Source organism: Methylobacillus gramineus, from assembly GCF_020532675.1.
GTDB lineage: Bacteria > Pseudomonadota > Gammaproteobacteria > Burkholderiales > Methylophilaceae > Methylobacillus > Methylobacillus gramineus.
Genome location: NZ_JAJAVE010000001.1, coordinates 732,557 through 748,679, shown reverse-complemented (window position 1 = coordinate 748,679; position 16,123 = coordinate 732,557). Strand labels below are relative to the sequence as shown.

The window sequence follows — 16,123 nt, the reverse complement described above, 5'->3', positions numbered from 1 at the left end:
ACACCTATCCTGTTCCGTCGTATGAGCCTGGTACTGTTTGCTGCGCTAGGCCTTTTTATTGCCTTCACCTTTTATCAGTATGGCATCAGCAATGATGAAGAGGTGCAGCATGTCTATGGTCGACTCCTTCTAGATTTCTACACCTCCGGCTTTGCTGACAAATCCGCTTTTGAGTATCGCAACCTGTTTCTTTATGGTGGTTTCTTTGACCTGATTGCCGCCCTGCTCGAACGCATGCTGCCAATCTGGGTATGGGATATGCGCCATTTGCTGTCAGCCCTGTTTGGGCTGGCCGGCATTGTGGCAGCCTACAAAATTGCACGATTACTTGGGGGCGAGCGTGCAGGATTTTTTGCTGTCCTGCTGCTGGCGGTCACTGGCTCATGGTCAGGCGCCATGTTCACCCACACCAAGGATGTGCCATTTGCCACCTGCATGGCCTGGGCACTTTATTACACCATCCTGATCGCCCAGCATCTGCCTAAACCCTCTTTAAAGTTGTCTGTCAAACTGGGTATCGCGATTGGATGCGCACTGGGCCTGCGAATTGGCGGTGCTTTTGCCGTCATTTACCTATTCATCATCATAGGCATCGCAGGCATGGTGAACAGCCACGGCATTCAGGCCCGCTTGCGCTATTGGCTGGATAGCGCCACCTCCCTGGTTCCGGCTGGCGTGGTGGCTTTTGTATTAATGGCGATTTTCTGGCCTTGGGGCGTCATGTCTCCAGACCATCCTTTAGAGGCAGCAAAATCTTTCTCGCACTTTGCCTTTAATATGCTGACCATCATGGATGGGGAAGTCATGAAGATCGGCGATGTACCGCGCTATTACCTGCCCGCATACTTGCTGGTGCGCTTGCCGGAGATTTTTCTCCTGGGCCTGTTTGGCTTGTTACTCAGCATTACGCTTGGATTCAAGCAGCTGCGTCAACACCAGCAGAATCTGCTGCCATGGCTAGCGGTTCTAGTGGCAGCACTATTTCCTATCCTATTCAACGTGCTCGACAAACCGGCGCTTTATAACGGTATACGACACTTCACATTTGTAGTGCCACCGATTGCAGTGTTAGCGGCCCTGGGGTTGACCATGAGCTGGGACACTTTGCAAGCATGGCCGCGCATACGCCAGGGATTTGGGGTGGCTTTTGTTGCCCTTGGCGCACTCACGTTGATTACCCTGCTCAGGTTGCATCCTTACGAATATATTTACTACAACAACCTCGCTGGCAATATGGCAGAAGCAGAAGTCGAGTGGGAAGGCGACTACTGGTCCAGTAGCCTGCGCGAAGCTTCCGACCTGCTGGAAGAGGAAATTTCCAGCAAGCCACGCCGTGATGCCAATGGCAAGATTATCCCTTATCTGGTGGCGGTATGCGCAGAGAGCATCCAGGGTACTGCCTATCTTGATCACCGCTTCAGTGTCACCAAAAACTGGGAGGCTGCAGACTTTTATCTGTCGACCACTAATATGGGGTGCAATAATGTCATGAACGGAAAGATCATTGCAGAAGTCGAACGCATGGGTGTGTTGCTTGCCGTGGTGAAAGACAGGCGTTCATTGCTTGCCCATCTGCGCAAGCCACGCATGGCTTCACACCGACACTAACCCTGACAACATACCGTAGACCGGATTTATGACGATAGATCGCACAACCGTTTCGCCGCACATCACAGTGATTGTGCCTGCCTACAATGAGGCATCGGCCATCACTGCCACGGTAGAAAACATTGCCAACCAGCTGTCCACCATGGGTCCACATTGGGATATCGTCGTTATTGATGATGGCAGCCGGGACAATACAGCGGGCATCGTACGTGCCCTGCCCGCCTACCTGCGCACCACGTTAGTCAGATTTTCCCGCAATTTTGGCAAGGAATACGCCATCACGGCAGGCCTGGAATATGCAACAGGGGAAATCGTCATCTGCATGGATGCAGATGGCCAGCACTCCTCAGATCTGCTGGATGTGATGCTGGAGAAGTGGCGCGAAGGTTACGATATGGTGTATGCCGTACGCCAGGACAGGGAAGTGGAATCTCAGTTCAAGCGTTGGGGCTCACGTATTTTCTACGAAATCATGACCTTAGGCGAACGCATCAGCATCCCGCGAGATGCCGGTGACTTCAGGCTGATGAACCGCAATGTAGTCGATGCCTTGCGCGCGCTGCCTGAGCACAACCGCTTCATGAAGGGCATGTATGCCTGGGTCGGCTTCAAATCGATAGGCATTCCCTACACCCCCTTGCCTCGCCTGCATGGAGTCAGCACCTTTTCCCGTATCAAGCTGATGCAACTAGCCTGGACCGGTATCACCAGTTTCTCAGTGATTCCCCTGCGGCTGGCAAGCGCAGTCGGCGGCTTGCTGGCGTTGCTGGCTTTTATTTATGGCATATGGGTCATTCTGGAAAAAATGTTTTTCCATGAGAGTATTCCAGGCTGGCCTACCGTGGTCGCCAGCCTGATGTTTTTTTCTGGGGTGCAACTACTGTTTATCGGGATATTGGGCGAATATATCGCCCGTATCTATGATGAAGTGAAGGGACGTCCGGCTTATATCGTGGCTGAGGTTTCCGCGGCTTACCAGAACACTTCCCCTGACGCATGAGTTTGCCACTTTCTACCCAGCTACGTTCGGTTTCCTGGTTTACCATCATCGGGGCACTGGCGGCTATCGTGCATTACGTGGTGGCCGTCACACTGGAATCACACAGCAGTCTGCGTCCAGCCTGGGCCAACCTGAGCGGATTCCTGCTTGCTTTTCCTGTGAGTTACCTCGGCCATCACTACCTGTCTTTCTCTGCCAACCAGTCATCCCATCTGCATGCATTACCCCGCTTTCTAGTGGTTGCCTGTAGCGGCTTTATTGCCAATCAGGTCTTACTGCTCAGCCTGTTGTACCTGTTGCCGCTCCCATTCTGGCTGATCCTGGGAGGGGTGATGGTTATTGTGGCGGTTGGCACTTATTTACTTAGTCATTACTGGGCATTTTCACGCCAGAACGGATCATGAGCACTCCCCTGATTCTCAGTGCAGACGACTATGCACAAAGCGATGCGATTGATGCAGGCATACTCTCATTAATCCAGCAGAAACGACTGACTGCTACTTCCTGCCTGACACTAAGCCCGCGCTGGCCTCTCGCTGCCAGGCGCATCACTGCCGAGATCAGGTACCAGGCAGATATCGGACTTCACCTGGACTTCACCCAGTATTCACGCATTATTCGCTACCCTCACCCGCAACTGATCGTGCGCACCCTATTACGCAGCCTGGATAGCGACAAAGTCCGTAGCTCCATACGCCAGCAACTGGACTTGTTCGAGCAGGCAATAGGAACCGCACCTGACTATGTGGATGGCCATCAACATGTGCACCAACTGCCACAGATCAGGGATATCCTGCTGAATGAACTGGCAAGCAGATACTCAAACACACTACCCTGGATCAGGGTCGCAACGCCGCCGTCTGCTGATGGCTTCAAAGGTAGGGTAATAGGTGCGTTGGGCAGTAAAGCCTTGAAGCAGGCGGCGCGCAAGCAAGGCTTTCATACCAGCGATGTATTGCTCGGTGTGTATGGCTTCAATGACACGCCTGCAGCATATGCCAGAAAGTTACGGCAATGGCTCGACATTGCCGTATCCGATGCTCATGAAGGCAATATCTGCGCTTTCATGTGCCATCCAGGCATAGGGACATCTCTTGCGGATGACGACCCCATATGGCAGGCCAGGCCGTTGGAGTATGAAGTGCTATCAAGTGATATATGGCCCGAACTTATGCAGGAACTGGGCATAGTGCCCATCAAAGGCAGCGAGCTATTCGAGGCTGCTAGATAAACCAAAGGCCCTTGCGGGCCTTGTTTATTGCTGCTTGGTTCTGGGAGGAACACTGGCCGGTTTTGGCGGTGTTTTCTCTAGGTTTTTTTCTTCCAGCGCTTTTTTCTCTTCCGGTGTAAGCACCTTCATGACGCAGTCTTCAGTACCATAGTTGCCACCGCTGTCATCGGGTTCAAAATACTCCTTGCGGAAGCTCCACCTATCCTTGCTGATCTTTTTGATCGTCGCAAGGCCAGTGCTATGGTCGACATTGTTTTTCTTGTCGCGAATATTGAAACTGATTGCCAGGTGGTTACCAACAGCCACTGCCTGACCATGGTAAAGCGTCGAGTTCACAGTCTCTGTTTCGTAATAATAGGCACCAAATTTTCCATGGCTACTGACACGATTCAGCCTGAGTGCAACATCCACTTCATAAGCGCCAATTGAGGAATTTTCTCCTTTGCACTCATACAGGCCGGTATAGTTGGGGCCAGTAAATGCAGGTTTTGCTTGAGCAATGCCTGAAAAGGCCAGCATAGCAGTGACGATGACTATTTTTTTCATCCGGGACTCTAGATTTAATTGAACAACAATTGCCTATTGTAACGCGTCCAGCCTGGATCGCATCAACAGCACTTAATATTTCTTAACACTTTTTGCATATTTTCCTGAAGATTGAAACTATTAGTAGATGCGGTTTTTTGTTTTTGCCTCCAAGGTGCATTATGATAGTGCGCTTGGATGGTGCATTCGCTGCCGCATCAGATTAAAAAATCATTCCTTCTATCACCCCAATAACAACGGTTACCTTTTCACTATGCTCAAATCTGCTGCTCTGTGGCGTTACAGTATTTTTAATTTCCTGCTGATTGCTTTTTTAGCCCACTGGTTCTGGCAACAAAATCAGCCTGTGGACATGATAGAGCCGCAACTACCAGCCAATGGCAAACTCAATTGTGTTTCCTATGCGCCTTATTATGGTAAGGATGAGTCCCCTTTTATTGCATCTACCGTTGTCGGGAAACTGCGTATTGAAAAAGACCTGGCGCTGCTATCAAAACGCTTTGACTGTGTCCGCACCTATTCGGTGAACCAGGGCCTGGACTATGTGCCAGAAGCTGCGTCCAAGCTGGGCATGAAGGTATTGCTGGGTGCCTGGATCGGGTATGTGAAACTTGAGAACGATGCGGAATTCAACCTGGCAGTTAATTTGGCCAATCAGTATCCGGATACGGTCAAAGGCCTGATCATTGGCAATGAAGTACTGTTGCGCAAGGAGCAGACTGAAGAAGTAATGCTGGGCTATCTGGAAGAAGCGCAGCGTCGTACTGAGGTACCCGTAACCTACGCTGATGTCTGGGAGTTCTGGCTGCAGCATCCCCGCCTGGAACAGGCAGTGGATTACATTACCGTGCATGTGCTGCCTTATTGGGAAGATGATCCACAAAGCGTAGATAACGCCATTCACCATGCCGAAGCCGTCATGGACAAGCTGGGCACCACCTTCAAGAAACCACTATTCATTGGTGAAACTGGCTGGCCTTCTGTCGGCAAGCACAGAAACGCCTCCATTCCGAGTCAGGTCAACCAGGCGCGCTATCTGCGTGAGTTCATCCAGGTAGCCCACGACAAAGGCTGGAATTACAACATGATTGAAGCCATGGACCAGCCATGGAAACGTATCCTGGAAGGTACTGTGGGCGGTTACTGGGGGCTTTACAGCACAGATCTTGAAAGCAAGTTTGATTTCAAGGGCCCAGTTGCTGAACGTCATGATGGCTTGCAGCCATTGTATTGGGCATTAGCGGGCTTATTGGTTTTCCTTGGTCTCACCTCCATCACCAGGGAGCGTCGCCTTCCTGCCATGGTCGCCATGGGCAGCTTGGGCATTCTTGTAGGTGCTACTGCCTATGTACAAACAGGCTACCTGGAGGCTGCCTGCCGCGACAGTACCGAGTGGATAGTCTTGGTCACCCTGACGCTGGTTGGCATTCTCGCCATGCTTAACCTGCCATCCTTGATCGCCAGGGGGCAGAACAAGTTCTCTGCAACTTTGCTATTTGTGCTGGTGTTTGCTGCGCTGGTGACGAGCTTCCTGTTGATTCCGAAGATGAGCTTCTTCCCACGTGACTTCAACCTGAATCCCACCATAGGCCATATCATTTACATGATAGATGGTCGTTATCGCAACTTCCCATTAGCGCTTTATGCCTTGCCCGCATTGCAATATGCGATTGGATTTTTATTGCTGGGGATCCTGCACCGTTCATCATTCGGGCGCTATCGCACAATCAACATCATTGCCTTGATCCTGGCCTTGTTATGCCTGATTGTGGAACCCTTGAATATTCATGCACTCCTATGGTTAGGAATCGTTGCTCTGCTGGCTTATGCCAGCTGGCCACGAAAGGGAGCCAAGGCATGAAGAAGGCAACATGCCGTTCCGCATTGACGTCGAGAACTCATAAAAAATTACTATGAAATTTATCAATAAATATAGCAGACCCCTACTGATCGCCCTGACGATTACCCTTTTGCATTTTGGCATTTGGGAGCTGATCAATCGGGCACTACCGCTGATCGAAGCCCCGCCTATCGTCAATGGCTTTGCTTACAGTGGTTATCAAAATGGCCAGAGCCCACAAGAGCGCAAGTATCCCAGTACCGCGGAGCTGATGAAGGATCTGGAGCTGCTCAAGCCTTATACCAATCGTATCCGTATTTACGGCTCGCTGGAAAATCCGGAGACCACTGCCTTGGCCGCCAAACTCGGGTTGAAAGTCACAGCAGGTGCATGGCTTGGACCGGAGAAAGCTGACAACAAGCGTGAGCTTGATGCGCTGCTGGCACGCGTAGCGCTCTACCCCAATATAGAACGCATCATTGTGGGCAACGAGGCTTTGCTACGCGCAGACCTGACTGTCGATGAAATGATCGCTTACCTGGAAGAAGCACGTCGTGTTTCGCGTGTTCCGGTATCCACCGCAGAACCCTGGCACGTCTGGTTGAAAAACCCACAGCTGGTCAAGCATGTGGACTTTATTGCCGTGCATCTTTTGCCCTACCACGAAGGTGTACCAGCTGAAAAAGCCGTCGACTATGCGCTGGAACGTTATAAGGAATTGATGGATACCTATCCGCGTAAAAAGATCGTGATTGGTGAAATCGGCTGGCCCAGTAAAGGCCCAACACTGGATGCCTCCGTGGCTTCCAATGTCAACCAGGCACGCTTTGTGCGCGAATTTCTCGCCAAAACTGCCCATGAAAACTACGACTATTACTTGATGGAAGCGATTGATCAGCCCTGGAAAGTCAAGATTGAAGGCTGGGCTGGCGCGTATTGGGGCATGTTCGATGCAGAGCGGCATGAGAAATACTCACTGCATGGCGCAGTTCCCAGGGATTTACGCTGGATTTCCAAAGCCTTGTGGGGTTCCTTTCTGGCATTCCTGCCTATCCTGTTCGTGGCAATTCGCTTCCGCCATTGGGGCATAGGCGCACAAATCTCCCTCGCTGTTCTGCTGCAAGCGTGTATCACTGTGCTGGTTGTCACCTGGAACCTGCCAGGAGATTATTACTACTCGCTACGCGACATGATTATTCTGGTGGGGCTGATCATGGCACTGCTTATGACCTCGGCCGTGCTCATGATTTATGCGGTGGAGTTCAGTGAAGTCATGTTCAAGGGCTATTGGCAACGTGCCTACAAGCCCGAGGCCCCACTTCCCGCAGAAAAAGAAGCTTTTGTTTCAATACACCTGGCCTGTTATAACGAGCCGCCTGACATGGTGATTGCCACGATTGCCAGCCTAGTCAAATTGGATTATACCAATTATGAAGTGCTGGTCATCGACAATAACACCAAGGACGAATCAAAGTGGAAGCCGGTAGAAGCCTATATGAGCACCCTGCCGGATAACTTCAAGTTCTATCACCTGCCACAATGGCCTGGATTCAAGGCCGGGGCGCTGAACTTTGCACTGCAGGAAACTGATCCGCGTGCCGAAGTGGTTGGTGTAGTGGATGCGGATTACGAAGTGACTACAGACTGGCTGTCGGCATTAGTGCCACACTTCGCCGACACTGGCGTTGCCGTGGTACAGGCACCCCAGGCGCATCGTGACTTTGAGAATAACTTCTTCGGTCGCATGAGTAACTGGGAATTTGAAGGGTTTTTCCGTATCGGCATGCACCATCGCCATGAGCGTAATGCCCTGATCCAGCATGGCACCATGACACTGGTACGCCGCAAGGCACTGGTGGATTTGGGCGGCTGGTCCGAGTGGTGCATCTGCGAAGACACCGAACTGGGCTTGCGCCTGCTCGAAGGTGGCTATGAGCTGCGCTATATCGACAGAACCTTTGGTCGCGGCCTCACCCCTGCCAACTTCGAGGCATTGAAGTCGCAGCGTTTCCGCTGGGCCTTTGGTGCCATGCAGATTCTCAAGCACCACATGCCGAAACTGCTAGGGAAATCGACACTCACCTTCGGACAGCGCTACCACTTCCTGACCGGCTGGTTCGGCTGGCTTGGTGATGGCCTGCAACTGATCTTTACGTTGAGTTCAATCGGCTGGACCCTCGCCATGCTGGCTTTCCCCAAATCGTTCAGCCTGCCAGTTTCCATCATGCTGACACCGGTGCTGTGCTTTCTGGTGGTTAAGGGCGCACTAGGCCCCATCCTTTACCGCAAGACCATGGACTGCAAATGGTCTGACATTCTGGGTGCATCACTGGCTGGGTTGGGGCTATCGCATACCATCGCACGCGGTATCATGATGGGCTTGATCCAGAAACGTGGCGTGTTCAAAACCACCAACAAGGGCAAAGCCGTCAAGGGCAGTATTTTCAGCCTGCTGACGCCTATCCGCGAGGAGTTCCTGTTCTTGCTGGCGTTGATCACAGCGGCCTCTGCCATGCTGTACTCACGTGGATTCGGCAACCTGGATGCGCAGTTGTGGGTCACCCTGCTTACCCTGCAATCTCTGCCTTACGTCAGTACCGTGGCTTGTCAGATTATTGCGCAGTTGCCGGACAGCAAGCCTAAGAATAAATGATCTAGTAATACACAAACAAAAACGGCTATGGAATCCATAGCCGTTTTTTATTTGCCAAGATTGCTAAAACTAAAAATCAACCGTTGCAGAAAGCAATAAGGTTCTTGGTGTGGAGATGGTTAAGCCACTTGCACCTGAGGGTGCTGCCGCTGATGCCCAATAGCGGCGATCAAACAGATTTTCTACATTGGCTCGCAATGTCACCGGGAACTGGCCTGCTCGCACTGCATAACGCGCACCTATATCAAATCTGGTCCAGCCCGGGATTTTCTGTAGATTGACGGCATCGCCATATTGTGAACTGCTGTAGATGGTACGTGCAGTCAAGGTCAAGCCTTCAACAGATGGTGTATCCCATTCGACGCCCAAATTCAGATTGGCACGCGAGGTACCAGGTGCCCTGGAACCATCATTGGTGCCATTAAGCGTCTGCGTCAGCTTGCTATCCAGCAGCATCAAGCCACCCAATATCCTTACGCCGGAAATAGGTTCACCAAAAATATTCAGTTCAGCCCCGACATTGCGCTGCTCACCGTTCAAACCAAAAATCCTGTTCTCGGTAAATGCACTGGGTTGCTCAATCCGGAATACACTCAGGGTAGTAGCAAAACTTCCTGAATCGATTTTGATGCCAGCTTCAAGCTGTTTGGACTTGATGGGTGGCAATACCTCACCAGGATTAATCACAGTGTTGTTATTTGGAGCCGCGGCCCCCTGCGACAGGCTTTCTATATAATTTCCGTAAATAGAGATATTGTCGCGTAATTTAAATACTGCACCAGTCGCAGGGGTGACTGCATTTTCATCATAACTTGAGATACGTGTACCCGATTCAAACCTGCCGACCTCTACCCGTTGAGAACGAGCCCCCAAAATAATTTGCAGCCGGTCATTAGCCAATGAAAGAACATCAGTCAGGGCAATACTATTCAACTCAGTACTCCCCTGTTTAGGAGTCTGCTGGGAAAATCCACTGGTCATCGGCTTTGTTAGCCTGGACGGATTGTAGATATTGGAATTGCCGCCAACCAGATCGTAACTTGCACTACCAAAAACCAGGCGGTATTTACTGGCACTCAAGGTGACAGCATGGCCCACTGGACCTGTATCAAACTTTGCCCGTACACCAGCTTCCGTCGTAAATACCTCTTCATCACGCAAGAATAATGTTGAGCTTGCCGAAAAGTTGCCGGCACTGGTTACCCTGGGATTGACTCGCAGAAAATCATAATCCGAGCGCCTACCGCCAAATGCGATATAGGTATTAATGTGCGCATTGAAGTCATATTCTGCGCGAAAAGCGGCATAAGTATCCCTGGTATTGGTATAAGTCCATTCTGGCGCAAAATTCTGCCCTATCCGCTTTGCATCAGGAACCAATGCCCCCGCGGTGAGCACTACTTTTTCTGGAGGTGCATCAATGTTTCTTTCCTGATGTCCAGCATCAAGAGAAAGGCGTAAGGTGTCACTACGATAATCCAGTGCAATAACACCCAATCCCTGCTTGATCGCCTGGTGATCAAATGCTGTCTCGCCATCATTTTGATATGCGCCATTGAAACGCACCCCGACACTGTTATCCGGGCCGAATCGCCGCCCAATATCCACATGGGTGCCTAATTGTTCCTTGGTGGCATAACGCGCTGTTACCTGCGTAATAGGCTTGTCAGTGGCACGCTTGGACACCACATTAATCGCGCCTCCCACAGCGCCTCCAGGTGACATGCCATTTAATAATGAACTGGTACCTTTGAGTATTTCCAGTCGCTCAATAGACTCGGCCGCAATGGCATACGTGGACAATATTCCATATAAGCCATTTAACGCGATATCACTATTGTTGATGGTGAAACCCCGGATAGAGAACTGATCAAATCGTCCTCCACGCGGGTTGGCACTACGTACTGACGCATCATTGGCCACAATGTCTGCAATCGTGCTTGCCTGCTGGTTTTGAATCAGCTCACGGGTATAGCCTGTGATGCTGAATGGCGTATCCATGAAATCACGATTCCCCAGCATACCAACGCGCGCACCTTTTGCCACCTGCGCACCGGCATATGCTGGCGGTAACTCGCTCTCTGTTGTCTGGGCACTAGCGGCAACCCTGACCTCGGGCAAACTACCGCCGTGAACCTCTGCTTGAGGCAGCTTACGCAAACCTACATTGCCATTTTCCTTGACGACAATATCCAGCCCAGAAGCTTGCAGCAGCTTGGCAAACCCCTGCTTGACTGTATAAGTGCCAGATAAGCCCTGACTGTTCTTGCCTGCCACCAGCTCTGGTTCAAAAGACAATAACACTCCTGCTTGCTGGGCAAACTGCGTCAGCGCATCTTCCAGCGCGCCTGCCGCAATGTTATAGCTCTTGCTGGATTCAATAACTGCAGGTTCTGCTGCCATGGCTTGGGTGCTCAGCAAAGGCATGCTGAGGGCACAAGCCAGGCACGCATGTCGTATTGCCTGTTTTAAGGTATTGGGATGGAATATTGCTGTGGCAATATCCTGTTGTGAGTACCACATGGTTGACTTCCTTTATCAGATTTCGAGTTGCGAGACTTTCATCTGATATACCGAAGCAGCAAACAAAACCTGCAGAAAAATATGAAATTTTGTTAGAAAATAAAAAATCAGGCTTGCGCCTTGACGGTGACCCACAATCCCCAACGCGTTTCCACATTGATGGGCAGCGTCTCTGTCAGTGCCTGTAATACCTTATGCGGCTGGTCGATCGGAAAGACTCCGGAAATACGCAGCTCTGCAACAGCATTGTCGCAATAGAGCCTGCCACGACGATATCGATCCAGCTCGGCAATAAAATCAACCAACCGCATGTGCCTGGCGACAATCACGCCATTGATCCACGACAGGATATCCGGATTCAATGCGGCAATCGGACCGATCTCATGCTCACTGAATAACAGTTGCTCTCCTGCTTTCAGTATCTGGCGAGCACTACCAGCAGTCACTTCCACCGCGCCTTCCAGCACACTGACCAAAGTATTGGCATGTTGTTGCCGCACCAGGAATTTGGTGCCAAGCGCCTGTAAGCTTCCATGGGTAGTTGCCAGAACAAAAGGTCGCTGATGCACAGCCGGATCATGCGCGGTCGTGATGAGTGCCTCCCCTTGATGTAAAGCAAGCTGGCGCAAATTATCAGCATACTGCACATCCATCGCACTGGATGTATTCAGCATGACAGACGATCCATCTGCCAACATTACCTGTTTGCGTTCTCCCACTCGCGTTGTGTATTCAGCCAGCATTGGGCGCCAGGGCAACCACTCATATCCGCTGCCGGCCACTCCTGCTGTCATCATGCCGATGGCAATGAATTTGAGGGCCTGACGCCGGCGCATCAAGACATTGGTTTTCTGTCGAATCAGGTGCTCATTACCCAATGCAGCATGCGCTGCATTCGCAGGGATTTGTTGTACCTGTTGACCCACAATATTGAGCCTGTCCCATACCAACTGATGCTGTGGATGCTGCATCTTCCATCGCTCACATGCCGCATGCTCTTCCTGGCTCGCAGTACCAGACTGCAATTTCACCAGCCAGAAAATAGCTTGCTCAACAATGCCTTGGTCAGGCCTGGGAGATTCTTGCTTATTGGTCTGCATAGATAACGGCATAACAGGCAGTGTAAGCACGTGTCATATACTGTTGCACAGAGCTAAGGGATACTTTCAAACGTTCTGCAATCTCGGCATATGTGAGCCCATCCAGCTGGGAGAGTAAAAATGCCTGCCTCACGCTGGATGGCAAACCATCCAGCATGGTATCCACTGCAACCAGGGCCTCTAGAGCCAGCATTCTGGCTTCAGGTGATGGTATCTGTGACTCGGGCATGGCAGCCAAGGCCTCAAGCAGAACTTTTTCCAGCGCAGACTTACGGAAATGATCCACCATCAGCCCTTTGGCAATCATGGTGAGTAAGGCTTTCGCCTCTTGGACGTACAAAGTCTCCCGCGCCGCCAACACCCTGGTGAAAGTATCCTGTGCCAGATCAGCTGCATTCTGTGGACAACCAACACGACCATGCAACCACTTCACCAGCCACCGGTGATGCTGATCATAAAGTTCACCGACAAGCTGAAGACTGAGGGATTGTTGAGTTTTCATGCAATGAATTGGGACGGAACTAAACCACAATGGAATAAAATTGAGAACTATTATTATTCTATGGCAGTTTTGAGGGAAAGAGGGATTAATTATTCGCTATGCGCTTAAATCTTTATGCCTGAGATGCAAGATAAGCCGCACCGATAATTCCGGCCTGATCACCACTTTGAGAAATGAGGATATTACTTTTTTCTTTTAACGCCGGAATAAGATCATGGTCTAGCTGATGCTGGAAGGCATCCTGCATATACTCCCACGCTTGGCTTAAGCCGCCTCCGAGCAGGATATTCTGCACATCCAGAATCTTGATCAGATGCGCTACCACTATGGCCAGAGAGCTACCCGCCAACTTAAAAGACTGCAGCGCCAACTCATCCCCTTTAGATGCAAGTTCTGCAATTTTCGTGGTAGATAGATACTCCCCGCTCAGTTTTTCATAGCTGATCGTGACGCCAGGTGCTGAGGCATATTGTTCCAGGCAACCTTGATTGCCACATCCGCAAGGCCGGCCACCGGGATCAACTATCAGGTGCCCTACTTCCATCGCAATTCCATGATCACCTGTAAAAGGCCTGCCGCCATGAATCAGGCCACCGCCTACGCCGGTACCAAGGCCAATGTAGGCCAGGCTCTTCCCAGGCTCACCTTGTAAAAGATATTCACCATACGCTGCCACCAGCGCGTCATTCTCAACCACAACCGGTAATTGCAACTGTTCAGCGAGGCCTCCCGCCAAATTCACATTGCGTAATCCTGGCAAGTTAGGTGACTGGGCTATCAAGCCACTAACAGGATCAATAAAACCAGGAAATCCGATCCCGATCGCACTCACTTCAGGATGCTCAAGGATGGCTTCCTGCACAGCCCCAACCGTCAGTCGCAGTATTTCCTGCCAGGCGACCTGCGGGGGATACTGTTTACAAAGGGAAGAGAAATCTGCAGGAAAACGGGTTTCATACAGGATCGTGGTCTGCTGTACCACCCCAACCCGCAGGTTGGTGCCCCCAATATCAACGCCTATGGACAATGTCATGTTTAACTTTAAATAATTTACTTAATAATATGATTTATATAATTTTAATTTCAACCTCCAGCTGATCTTGCAGTAGCTCGGCGGGCCATTCAAGCACCATAGTCACCGCCTGCATTATCTTTTCAAATCCGGCTTCTGATTGGGAGACCGAAAAATGTGGGTAGCCGGTATAAGCGCAGGGAATATTGCTTTTAAGGTGTACGGTGCCGCCCAATACTTCGTCTTCAAGAATCAAATGCTGTAAGTCTGCGAGTACCAATGGCTGGCCAAAACCTCCCAGCACTGCTTCCCCAGCACGAAAACGTCCTGCCGGGCCATCGCAGCTCGGCATCGCCAGATTGATTTCAACGCGGAATATGTCCGCGATCTGCTGCAGATCAACGAACTGGTAATTCACAACAAGCTTTTCCTTATCAATCGTGATCCTCTTGGACAGCTGATGACTACCTTCATCAGAGAGTTGCGCTGCAAACTCAAGACTTAAAGGCTTGGACGACTCCAGGTGCTGATAATGCGGTGCATACTGATTGCCATCTGGCTGAATCAGAAAGTCGTAGAAAAGTGTTTTGCGATATTCATCCAGCGCCAGATCAGCCTGGGTAATCTCATGCTTTGACCCCATCTGTTCATGTGGATTGGCAATGCCTTCCTCACTACGCTCATGAACCTCCTCCGCATTCACTTTGCGGTGATAATGCTCGGCTTGCCGGGTCAAGGTGTCTGCAAAATTATGGTTAAGTTTATAGCTATCCAGCTCTGCAATCGTGGCACTACCATCCAGCTTGACCACTGCCTGCAGTAACCCATTCTGCAGGAATATCTCATCCTCACCATCAAGATCAACATCCATGATCGTGATAGCTGCTCGAGATGATGATTGATCGAGCAAAGCTTCCAGGCGAATGATGGCGTGATACACCGCTCTGCGTAAATGCGGCAGATAAAGCCCGCCAAACAAGCCATGCCAGTAAGCGTCGTTGGCTTGTGCTTCATACAGTGCCTGCAACATGTCCGGCGTCTTTTTCTTTTCGGGCAAGGCGTGGTAGCGCCTGGATAAGCCCAGCATGCGCTTATGCATCCAGTTGGACTCAGGATAGCGCATCAAGAAATTACGCCAGATTCCGCCGCGTAAATACGGCTTGGTAATCTCGTAGCGGTCATTGTGCCGCTCTTGTGCCACCAGGTCTGCGTAATGATGAGCAGCAGGCACAGGCAGCGTCCATTCATTCATTTCGATATAAGAGGCGGTTGGCAGGTAAACAACCCCGCGAGTTTTGGCCTTGGCGTGATAGTCGGCGTAACGCAGGGGCTGTATCACGGACGAATTCAGCACCCCCTCAATAAAGCTACGCAACCAGCCCCGCTCATACACCCAGTTATAGGTTTCAGGCCAGATGCCAAACTTCTCGATATCATCAAAATAGATGGCAGCGGCTCGCCCGCTTTCATCCGCCAGGCCTTCAAGATATGCCACTACTTCCTCTGCCGGGGAAAACGGCAAACGATAGCGCAAGGCTTCGGAGATGGGGTATAAATCAAGCTGCCTGCCATCTTCTTCCGTGGTGTAGTAGCCATTCAACTGGCTGCTATCCTTTCCCGTGCAAATAAAATGGTAATCATCGACCGTCACGTAGCGAATCCCTGAATCCACCAGTGCCGGTACTACTGTGGAATCCCAGACCCGCTCGGTCAACCAGGCGCCCTGTGGCTTTTCTCCCAGGTTTTTCTGCAGAAAGTCGGACAAGCCATTGAGCTGCCCGATCCGGTCGCACACCGGTATGGAGGCAAGTACAGGCTCGGTAAATCCTGCACCAAACAGCTCTGCCTGCTCACGTGCCACCATTTCCTTCAGCAGCGCCATATCGTCCGGATAATGCTTGAGCATATATTCCAGCAGCCAGCCACTGATATGGATGGCAAAGCGGAAAGCCGGGTATTCATATAGCACTCTGAGGAAAGGGCCATAGCAACGCTCGTGGGCATCATCGAGCACACTCTCGAAATTGCCTACAGGCTGGTGGGCATGCACCCCCAATAACAAAGCAACCGTTCTAGCCAAATCATGCTCCTGTCTTGTTCATGTTTGA

Annotated in this window: 12 protein-coding genes; 6 read left to right on the top strand and 6 right to left on the bottom strand. The window is 51.0% G+C overall.

Annotated elements, in window-relative coordinates; genetic code table 11:
* Nucleotides 1-21 precede the first annotated feature (21 nt).
* Genes LG201_RS03495 through LG201_RS03480 form a run of 4 tightly spaced genes read left to right on the top strand, consistent with a single transcriptional unit; the run spans nt 22 to nt 3,839 of the window.
* Nucleotides 22-1,608, top strand: a complete 1,587-nt coding sequence (locus tag LG201_RS03495) for an ArnT family glycosyltransferase (RefSeq protein WP_404809721.1) — start codon at nt 22-24, stop codon at nt 1,606-1,608.
* Between the two features lie 28 nt (nt 1,609-1,636).
* Nucleotides 1,637-2,608 carry a glycosyltransferase family 2 protein gene (locus LG201_RS03490; RefSeq protein ID WP_226770785.1) on the top strand — a complete coding sequence of 324 codons (972 nt, stop codon included), beginning with the start codon at nt 1,637-1,639 and terminating at the stop codon, nt 2,606-2,608.
* The gene (locus LG201_RS03485; RefSeq protein ID WP_226770784.1) at nt 2,605-3,012 is read left to right on the top strand and encodes a GtrA family protein; all 408 of its coding nucleotides are present in this window, start codon (nt 2,605-2,607) and stop codon (nt 3,010-3,012) included. The genes LG201_RS03490 and LG201_RS03485 overlap by 4 nt, the downstream gene beginning before the upstream one ends.
* Nucleotides 3,009-3,839 carry a ChbG/HpnK family deacetylase gene (locus LG201_RS03480; RefSeq protein WP_226770783.1) on the top strand — a complete coding sequence of 277 codons (831 nt, stop codon included), beginning with the start codon at nt 3,009-3,011 and terminating at the stop codon, nt 3,837-3,839. Before LG201_RS03485 ends, LG201_RS03480 begins: the two co-directional genes overlap by 4 nt.
* Nucleotides 3,840-3,863: 24 nt before the next feature.
* On the opposite strand, the gene LG201_RS03475 is transcribed toward LG201_RS03480, so the two are convergent.
* Nucleotides 3,864-4,385, bottom strand: a complete 522-nt coding sequence (locus tag LG201_RS03475) for a hypothetical protein (RefSeq protein ID WP_226770782.1) — start codon at nt 4,383-4,385, stop codon at nt 3,864-3,866.
* Between the two features lie 253 nt (nt 4,386-4,638).
* On the opposite strand from LG201_RS03475, the gene LG201_RS03470 reads away from it, so the two are divergent.
* Entirely contained in the window at nt 4,639-6,246 is a 1,608-nt protein-coding gene (locus LG201_RS03470) for a glycoside hydrolase family 17 protein (RefSeq protein ID WP_226770781.1), read from the top strand.
* 52 nt (nt 6,247-6,298) lie between these two features.
* A complete protein-coding gene (locus LG201_RS03465) occupies nt 6,299-8,878 on the top strand; it encodes a glycosyltransferase (protein WP_226770780.1) in 2,580 nt (859 codons plus the stop codon).
* Nucleotides 8,879-8,947: 69 nt separating this feature from the next.
* Here the strand turns inward: LG201_RS03465 and LG201_RS03460 are convergent, their stop codons facing one another.
* From LG201_RS03460 to LG201_RS03440, 5 genes are all read right to left on the bottom strand, one after another.
* Entirely contained in the window at nt 8,948-11,401 is a 2,454-nt protein-coding gene (locus LG201_RS03460; protein WP_226770779.1) for a TonB-dependent receptor, read from the bottom strand.
* Nucleotides 11,402-11,508: 107 nt separating this feature from the next.
* Nucleotides 11,509-12,501 (bottom strand): FecR domain-containing protein, encoded by a 993-nt coding sequence (locus LG201_RS03455; protein ID WP_226770778.1) that lies wholly within the window; start codon nt 12,499-12,501, stop codon nt 11,509-11,511.
* A complete protein-coding gene (locus tag LG201_RS03450; RefSeq protein WP_226770777.1) occupies nt 12,488-13,003 on the bottom strand; it encodes a sigma-70 family RNA polymerase sigma factor in 516 nt (171 codons plus the stop codon). Before LG201_RS03450 ends, LG201_RS03455 begins: the two co-directional genes overlap by 14 nt.
* 112 nt (nt 13,004-13,115) lie before the next feature.
* Complete coding sequence (locus LG201_RS03445) at nt 13,116-14,036, bottom strand: ROK family protein (RefSeq protein ID WP_226770776.1); 921 nt, start codon at nt 14,034-14,036, stop codon at nt 13,116-13,118.
* A gap of 34 nt (nt 14,037-14,070) precedes the next feature.
* Nucleotides 14,071-16,095 carry an alpha-amylase/4-alpha-glucanotransferase domain-containing protein gene (locus tag LG201_RS03440; protein WP_226770775.1) on the bottom strand — a complete coding sequence of 675 codons (2,025 nt, stop codon included), beginning with the start codon at nt 16,093-16,095 and terminating at the stop codon, nt 14,071-14,073.
* Between the last annotated feature and the right edge of the window lie 28 nt (nt 16,096-16,123).

Bases quoted from the DNA above. Each gene is read 5' to 3' on its own strand.
- LG201_RS03495 (WP_404809721.1), top strand. From the start codon at position 22: ATGAGCCTGGTACTGTTTGCTGCGCTAGGCCTTTTTATTGCCTTCACC.
- LG201_RS03490 (WP_226770785.1), top strand. From the start codon at position 1,637: ATGACGATAGATCGCACAACCGTTTCGCCGCACATCACAGTGATTGTG.
- LG201_RS03485 (WP_226770784.1), top strand. From the start codon at position 2,605: ATGAGTTTGCCACTTTCTACCCAGCTACGTTCGGTTTCCTGGTTTACC.
- LG201_RS03480 (WP_226770783.1), top strand. From the start codon at position 3,009: ATGAGCACTCCCCTGATTCTCAGTGCAGACGACTATGCACAAAGCGAT.
- LG201_RS03475 (WP_226770782.1), bottom strand. From the start codon at position 4,385: ATGAAAAAAATAGTCATCGTCACTGCTATGCTGGCCTTTTCAGGCATT.
- LG201_RS03470 (WP_226770781.1), top strand. From the start codon at position 4,639: ATGCTCAAATCTGCTGCTCTGTGGCGTTACAGTATTTTTAATTTCCTG.
- LG201_RS03465 (WP_226770780.1), top strand. From the start codon at position 6,299: ATGAAATTTATCAATAAATATAGCAGACCCCTACTGATCGCCCTGACG.
- LG201_RS03460 (WP_226770779.1), bottom strand. From the start codon at position 11,401: ATGTGGTACTCACAACAGGATATTGCCACAGCAATATTCCATCCCAAT.
- LG201_RS03455 (WP_226770778.1), bottom strand. From the start codon at position 12,501: ATGCAGACCAATAAGCAAGAATCTCCCAGGCCTGACCAAGGCATTGTT.
- LG201_RS03450 (WP_226770777.1), bottom strand. From the start codon at position 13,003: ATGAAAACTCAACAATCCCTCAGTCTTCAGCTTGTCGGTGAACTTTAT.
- LG201_RS03445 (WP_226770776.1), bottom strand. From the start codon at position 14,036: ATGACATTGTCCATAGGCGTTGATATTGGGGGCACCAACCTGCGGGTT.